A 6,719-nucleotide genomic window follows, 5' to 3' on the forward strand; every position below is an offset into this window, starting at 1 on the left:
TTGCTAGGGCTGCTTCGCACCCCCTTTCGCGACGCAAGGCCGCTCCTACCCTCAGCCACCTACACTGCCACCCGAATGCACCACCCGCCCCGCCTCACCGGGCCGGTTGACGAACAGCAGGTCAAGCGTGCTGTTGCGCAGCCCTTTAACAGGGTTCCAGTTCGCCGATGTATGGATGTAGCGCTCGCGCAACAACCGTTGCTCCTGCTCGGTCAAACGCGCGTGGTCACTACGCCCCAAGGCAAAATCATGCAGCTTGCGGCTGATTTCGCCCAACTCATCTGGCACCGCATGGGCCTCATCACCGCCCAACTCGGCAAACGGCACGCCCGCGCGCAGCGCCAACTCACGCATGATGCTCAGGTAGACCCGCGACAAATGCCCCGCCACCTCTCGCTCGCGATACACCACCGCAAACACCTGTTTCTGCGCCTCGGCCGGCATGCCGCCGGCAATAGGTTGTTCCCAGGTCAGCACCTGCGGCCGAGGTTCACCCATCTCGCCGAACGTCGATGCCACCAAGGCACTGACGGCAGAGTAGGCACGGGTCTGCTCGGCACATGTCGCCACCGGCACCCGCTGCGACTGCGGCTTGCACAGCATTACCTGCTCCTGCTCGCAAGGCAGGTACCCGCCGCCAATGTTCGAGTGCACACCCGGCACGACGATGTCGTGCTCGCAACGCACCAAGGGGAAGTTATGCCGGCGCTCGTCGGCCGCCACCAACTGCACCACCTGCCGGGCAATGCCCTTGCCCAGCCCCAGGCGCAACCCCCCATAGTGGTCATCGGCGGGGTCGAAATCACCCTGCAGCGGCGCAACGATGGCCGCCACAGTGTCGAACAGGCCGATGAAATTGAGGGTGATGCCACACGTGCTGCCCAGCGGGCTGTCAGCGCCATCACCCAGCACATTGGCCAGGTGCCTGACGGCTGCCGCGCCACGGCTGAAACCGAACAGGTCGAATTCGAGTCGCTCGAGCCGCCACTGCGAATGCGCCTCGCGCCACGCCTGCAATTGCTCGACAATCATCGTCACCGCTTCGCCCACTCGCGCCTCGGCGCCCATGCGCCCACACCCGGTAGCCGACGCAAAGCTGGAGTCAGGCTCCCCCACCGCGGTGCCGACGCCCTCGACATAGAGCTTGAGAAAGACCATTGCGCCCGCCGCAGGGCTTTCGTCTAAGGGGTACAACGCATACAACAGGGCTACATTGCTCCAGGCATTACCGTAGCTGGCACCTGCCGGATGGCCCGAGGTCCGGCCTGCGGTCATCGCGTTGCCTTGGTTGTTCCCGGTGCCATCGAAGAACACGCCAATGCGCAACGTCATTGGTGCGGTTTTAGCGAAGGTGAGGCTGTTGGCTTCCATCATCGTGCATCCTGCTTGCCCAAAGAGCACCAGCAGGCGTCAGGACGCAGCGGCAAACCATCAGCCGACTCCGAACCTTGCACGGGACTTTTCGATGACGCCGCAGGCAACGGCCTGGATAAATTTGCCAGCCGCCATTGGTCGCCACCCCCCCGGATAGATTAAAGTATCACCCCTTGCCGAGGCAGCTGCCCCCAGCGCGCCTGCGGCCCAATACCAGGAACCGTCGCCGATGGAACACCGTGAAGCGCTGATCGCGCTGCGCACCTTTCTTTCCTCCCAGATCCTAGGCCAGGAGAAGCTGGTCGAGCGGCTGCTGATCGTGCTCCTGGCCGACGGCCACATGCTGGTCGAGGGCGCCCCGGGCCTGGCCAAGACCAAGGCCATCAAGGAGCTCGCCGAAGGTATCGAAGCGCAGTTCCACCGCATCCAGTTCACCCCCGACCTGCTCCCGGCCGACATTACCGGCACCGAAATCTACCGCCCGGAAACCGGCAGTTTCGTGTTCCAGCAGGGGCCGATCTTCCACAACCTGGTGCTGGCCGACGAAATCAACCGCGCCCCGGCCAAGGTGCAGTCGGCGCTGCTCGAAGCCATGGCCGAGCGCCAGGTCAGCGTGGGCCGCAGTACCTACGACCTGTCACCGCTGTTTCTGGTCATGGCCACCCAGAACCCCATCGAGCAAGAGGGCACCTACCCGCTGCCCGAGGCTCAGCTCGACCGCTTCCTGATGCACGTGAAAATCGGCTTCCCGGACGCTGCGGTGGAGCGGCGCATCCTGCTGCAGGCCCGCGGCGAAGCACTGGGCGGCGAGACCAAGCCCGAGCGCCGGGTCAGCCAGCAGGCGATCTTCGCCGCGCGCAAGGAAATCCTCGGCCTGTACATGGCCGACGCCGTCGAGGAATACCTGGTGCAACTGGTGATGGCCACACGTACCCCGGCCAAGTTCGATACCGAACTGGCCGACTGGATCGCCTACGGCGCCAGCCCCCGCGGCTCGATCTCGCTGGACCGCTGTTCACGTGCCCATGCCTGGCTGGCCGGGCGCGACTTCGTCAGCCCCGAGGATATCCAGGCGGTGCTGTTCGACGTGCTGCGCCACCGCATCATCCTGTCGTTCGAGGCCGAGGCTGCGGGGATCGACCAGGACCGGGTGGTCCAGCGTATCCTCGACGTCGTCGCCGTTGCCTGAGCCCATGCCCACCGCGCAGCTGGCCGAACCCGGCATCCGCATCGGCCTTGCCGAGCTGATCGACATGCGCCACCGCGTGCGCGAAATCCAGCTGTTTTCCCGGCCCGGCCAGCGCAGCCCACTGGTGGGCCTGCACCACTCCAAGCTGCGCGGACGCGGCGTGGACTTCGACCAGGTGCGCGTCTACCAGGCCGGCGACGATGTGCGCAACATCGACTGGCGCGTCACCGCGCGTACGCAGGAGCCACACACAAAGCTGTTCCATGAAGAGCGCGAGCGGCCGATCTTCATTCTGGTCGAGCAGAGCCAGCGGCTGTTCTTCGGCTCGGGGCTGATGTTCAAGTCGGTACTGGCAGCCCAGGCCGCAGCACTGTTCGGCTGGGCAGCGCTGGGGCACAACGACCGCATTGGCGGGCTGGTGTTCGGCGACAACGAACACCACGAAATCAAGCCGCGGCGCAGCAAGCAGAGCCTGCTGCAGTTGCTCAACCGCCTGGCCAAGGTCAACCAGTCGCTGCACACCGAAGCCACGCCCCAGGCCGACAGCCTTGGCCTGGCCTTGCGCCGGGCGCGCGAAGTGCTGCGCCCTGGCAGCCTGGCGATCATCATCTGCGACGAACGGGCGCTGACCGACCAGGTCGAGCAACACCTGGCCATGCTCTCGCGCCACTGCGACCTGTTGCTGCTGCCCGTCTCCGACCCGCTCGACCACGCCTTGCCCGCTGCCGGCCTGTTGCGCTTCGCCCAGCGCAGCGCGCAACTGGAGCTCGACACCCTGGACGCCAGCCTGCGCCAGGCTTACCGCCAGCAAGCCGAGTCGCGTATCGAGCGCTGGGAACTGATGGCACAGAAGCTGCGCGTGGTGCTGATGCCGCTGAGCACCCAAAGCGAGATGGTCGAGCAGTTGCGCGAGTACCTCAACGCCCAGCGCGCGGGGAGCAGTAAATGAACCCGCTGGACCAGTTGCACCCGCTGATCACCCCACAGGCAATCGGCCTGTGGCCACCGGCACCGGGTTGGTGGGTGTTGCTGGCGTTGCTGCCGCTGCTTGCCTGGGGCCTGTGGCGCATGCGCCGTTGGCGCCCCGGCAAACGCCGCATCGTGCGCGCCGAGCAACCGCTCGACCCAGTGCGCGTGGCCGCCCTGGCCGAACTTGCTCGCCTGCCGCGCCCCTATGACGGAGCCCCGGCTGGCGCCTGGCTGCAGCAGATCAACGGCTTGCTCAAGCGCCTGTGCCGCAGCCACTACCCCGGTGCCAACAGCCACACGCTCAACGGTCGCCAGTGGCTGGCATTTCTCGACAACCGCTGCCCGGCCGCCGGCCTGACCCGCTGGATGGTGCTGGTCGAAGGCGCCTACAAGCCTGAGTGCAAACTCGACGACAAAGCCATCGTCGGCCTCAGCCAGGCTGTCGAAACCTGGATCCGCAAGCATGTTTGAACTGGCCTGGCCGTGGGTCTTCGCCCTGCTGCCGCTGCCGTGGCTGGCGCGCATGGTGCTGCCCGCCGCCGACAGTGGCGAGCCGGTGCTCAAGGTGGGTTTCCTGAACGAGCTGGAGGGCCTTGCCGGGCGCCGGGCGCGGCTCAACCTGCCGACCTGGCGCCAACAGGCGCCCTTCGTCATCATCTGGCTGTTGCTGCTGTTGGCCGCAGCCCGCCCGCAATGGCTCGGCGACCCGGTACCGGTGGCGGCCAGCGGTCGCGACCTGCTGGTGGCGGTGGATGTGTCGGGCTCGATGGACTTCCCCGACATGCAGTGGAAGGACGACGAGATCAGCCGCCTCGACCTGGTCAAGGCGCTGCTGGGCGACTTTCTTCAGGACCGCGAAGGCGACCGGGTCGGCCTGATCCTGTTTGGCAGCCAGGCCTACCTGCAGGCCCCGCTGACCTTCGACCGGCGTACCGTGCGTACCTTCCTCGACGAAGCGCAGATCGGCATCGCCGGCAAGAACACCGCCATCGGTGACGCCATCGGCCTGGCGGTCAAGCGCCTGCGCCAGCGCCCGGCACAGAGCCGGGTACTGGTGCTGATTACCGACGGCGCCAACAACGGCGGGCAGATCCACCCGCTGACCGCCGCCCGCCTGGCCGCCCAGGAAGGCGTGCGCATCTATACCATCGGCATCGGTGCCAACCCCGAGGCCAGCGGCACCCCTGGCCTGCTGGGCCTCAACCCCAGCCTTGACCTGGACGAAGCCTCGCTCAAGGAAATCGCCGACATGACCCACGGCGCCTACTTCCGCGCCCACGACGGCGCCGAACTGGACGCCATCGGCGACGCCCTCGACCAGTTGGAGCCGGTGGCCCAGCAGCCTACCCAGGCGCGCACCGCCAAGGCCCTGTATGCCTGGCCACTGGCCCTGGCGCTGTTGCTCAGCGTGCTGCTGGTAGTGGCCGTGCAATGGCCCGACAACCGGCTGCAGCGCCTGCTGCGCAAACCGCGCTTTCTGCAGCCGCACCCGGAATGGCGCCAGCGCCTCAAACGCCTGCGGCTGAGGAGGCGGCGATGATCGAGCTCTGGCCACAATGGTTGCGCCCCCTCTGGCTGCTGGTCGTGCCGCTGCTCGGCTGGCTGCTGTTCAAGCTCTGGCACCGGCGCAAACGCGCCGGGCGCTGGCAGATGATCTTGCCGCCGGCCTTCCATGCCGTGCTGCTTGGGGGCGGCAGCGGCAGCACCAGCAAACTGCCCTGGGTCGTGCTGGGCCTGGCCTGGGCACTGGTGGTCATGGCGCTGCTCGGGCCGAGCTGGCAACGCGTGGAAGAAAACCGCCAACGCCCGGCCGACCCGCTGGTGATCCTGCTCGAACTGACCCCACAGATGCTCGCCGAGGACAGCCCACCCAACCGCCTGGAACAGGCCCGGCGCAAGGTCCTCGACCTGCTCGAACACCGCCACGACAGCCAGACCGCACTGATCGTCTACGCAGGGACCGCCCACACCCTGGTGCCGCTGTCCGACGACCTGGGCACCACCCGCAACCTGCTGGAGGCGATCGACCCGTCGATCATGCCCAAACCCGGCCAGCGCGCAGACCTGGCGGTGCAAAAAGGCCTGGCCTTGCTGGCCCAGAGCGGCCTGGGGCAAGGCCGCCTGCTGCTGATCGGCTCCTCGCTCAGCGCAGCGGAACGCCAAGGCATCGTCCAGGCCCTCGGCCGCCAGGGCCCAAGCCTGCTGATGCTGGGCATCGGCAGCCGCGACGGCGCCCCGGTGCGGCAGGCCAACGGCGAATTCCTCAAGGATGACCAAGGCGGCATCCTGCTGCCACGCCTGGACAGCGCCAGCCTCAAGGCATTTGTCAGCAGCACCGGCGGGCGCTACCGCAATGCCCGGGTCGACGACCTCGACCTGCGCGGCTTGGGCCTGTTCGACAATCCGCGCGCCTTGCGTAATGACGGCCAGACCTTGCAACTGGACAGTTGGGCCGACCAGGGCTACTGGTTGCTGATTCCACTGCTGCTGCTGGCGGCCTGCGCCGGCCGTCGCGGCTGGCTGTTCTGCCTGCCGCTGTTGCTGGCCCTGCCGCAGCCCAGCCAGGCCTTCGAGTTCAATGACCTGTGGCTGCGCCCCGACCAGCAAGGCCAGCGCCTGCTCGAACAGAACCGCCCGGCCAGCGCCGCGCGCCATTTCCAGGACCCGCAATGGCGCGGCATGGCGCTGTACCAGGCCGGCGACTATGCCGGTGCCGCCCAGGCCTTTTCAGAAGGCAATACGGCGGCAGCGCACTACAATCGAGGCAATGCCCTGGCCCGCAGTGGTGAGCTGGAAGCCGCGCTGGACGCCTATGAACAGGCTCTGGAGCGTCAACCCGACCTGCAACCGGCACTGGACAACCAGGCGCTGGTCCAGCAAATGTTGCAACAGCGTGAGGCCAAGGCCGAACAACAAGCCGCCAGCAGCGAAGCCCAAGGCACACCCGGCAGCGAAACCGAAGGCAACAGCAGCTCGGCCAGCAACCCGGCACAGGGCACGCCCGGCAGTGACGAACACGCCAACGCCGAACAACCCGGCGAAGGCAGCAACAACAGCCAGGCCACACCGGGCAATCAGGGCGGCGCCGACGACGATATCATCCAGCCACCCCAGCGCCCGGTGTCCACCAGCCTCGACGCCGAACAGCGTCAAGCCCTTGAACAGTGGCTGCGGGAGATCCCCGATA

At 67.0% G+C, this 6,719-nt stretch carries 6 protein-coding genes; 5 read left to right on the forward strand and 1 reads right to left on the reverse strand.

The annotated features are described in order from the left end of the window. Positions 1-51: 51 nt before the first annotated feature. Positions 52-1,374 (reverse strand): T6SS phospholipase effector Tle1-like catalytic domain-containing protein, encoded by a 1,323-nt coding sequence (locus tag NP534_RS24980; RefSeq protein WP_443201099.1) that lies wholly within the window; start codon positions 1,372-1,374, stop codon positions 52-54. Between the two features lie 229 nt (positions 1,375-1,603). Between NP534_RS24980 and NP534_RS24985 the strand changes: the two genes are divergently transcribed. The 5 genes from NP534_RS24985 to NP534_RS25005 all read left to right on the forward strand — a co-directional run. Continuing rightward, positions 1,604-2,563 carry an AAA family ATPase gene (locus NP534_RS24985; protein ID WP_033700499.1) on the forward strand — a complete coding sequence of 320 codons (960 nt, stop codon included), beginning with the start codon at positions 1,604-1,606 and terminating at the stop codon, positions 2,561-2,563. A gap of 4 nt (positions 2,564-2,567) precedes the next feature. Then, positions 2,568-3,512 carry a DUF58 domain-containing protein gene (locus tag NP534_RS24990; protein WP_274100483.1) on the forward strand — a complete coding sequence of 315 codons (945 nt, stop codon included), beginning with the start codon at positions 2,568-2,570 and terminating at the stop codon, positions 3,510-3,512. Then, entirely contained in the window at positions 3,509-4,003 is a 495-nt protein-coding gene (locus tag NP534_RS24995; RefSeq protein WP_274100484.1) for a DUF4381 domain-containing protein, read from the forward strand. The genes NP534_RS24990 and NP534_RS24995 overlap by 4 nt, the downstream gene beginning before the upstream one ends. Next, positions 3,996-5,072, forward strand: coding sequence for a vWA domain-containing protein (locus tag NP534_RS25000; RefSeq protein ID WP_274100485.1), 1,077 nt, complete (start codon positions 3,996-3,998; stop codon positions 5,070-5,072). Before NP534_RS24995 ends, NP534_RS25000 begins: the two co-directional genes overlap by 8 nt. Then, positions 5,069-6,719 (forward strand): tetratricopeptide repeat protein (locus NP534_RS25005; RefSeq protein ID WP_274100486.1); only part of this gene is annotated, 1,651 nt, incomplete at its 3' end. The genes NP534_RS25000 and NP534_RS25005, both read left to right, overlap by 4 nt.

It is taken from the genome of Pseudomonas sp. 39004 (genome assembly GCF_028682155.1).
In the GTDB taxonomy this organism is placed as follows: Bacteria; Pseudomonadota; Gammaproteobacteria; order Pseudomonadales; family Pseudomonadaceae; genus Aquipseudomonas; species Aquipseudomonas capeferrum.

Coding starts and splice junctions, on each gene's coding strand:
- NP534_RS24980 (WP_443201099.1), bottom strand. CDS start 1,374: ATGATGGAAGCCAACAGCCTCACCTTCGCTAAAACCGCACCAATGACG.
- NP534_RS24985 (WP_033700499.1), top strand. CDS start 1,604: ATGGAACACCGTGAAGCGCTGATCGCGCTGCGCACCTTTCTTTCCTCC.
- NP534_RS24990 (WP_274100483.1), top strand. CDS start 2,568: ATGCCCACCGCGCAGCTGGCCGAACCCGGCATCCGCATCGGCCTTGCC.
- NP534_RS24995 (WP_274100484.1), top strand. CDS start 3,509: ATGAACCCGCTGGACCAGTTGCACCCGCTGATCACCCCACAGGCAATC.
- NP534_RS25000 (WP_274100485.1), top strand. CDS start 3,996: ATGTTTGAACTGGCCTGGCCGTGGGTCTTCGCCCTGCTGCCGCTGCCG.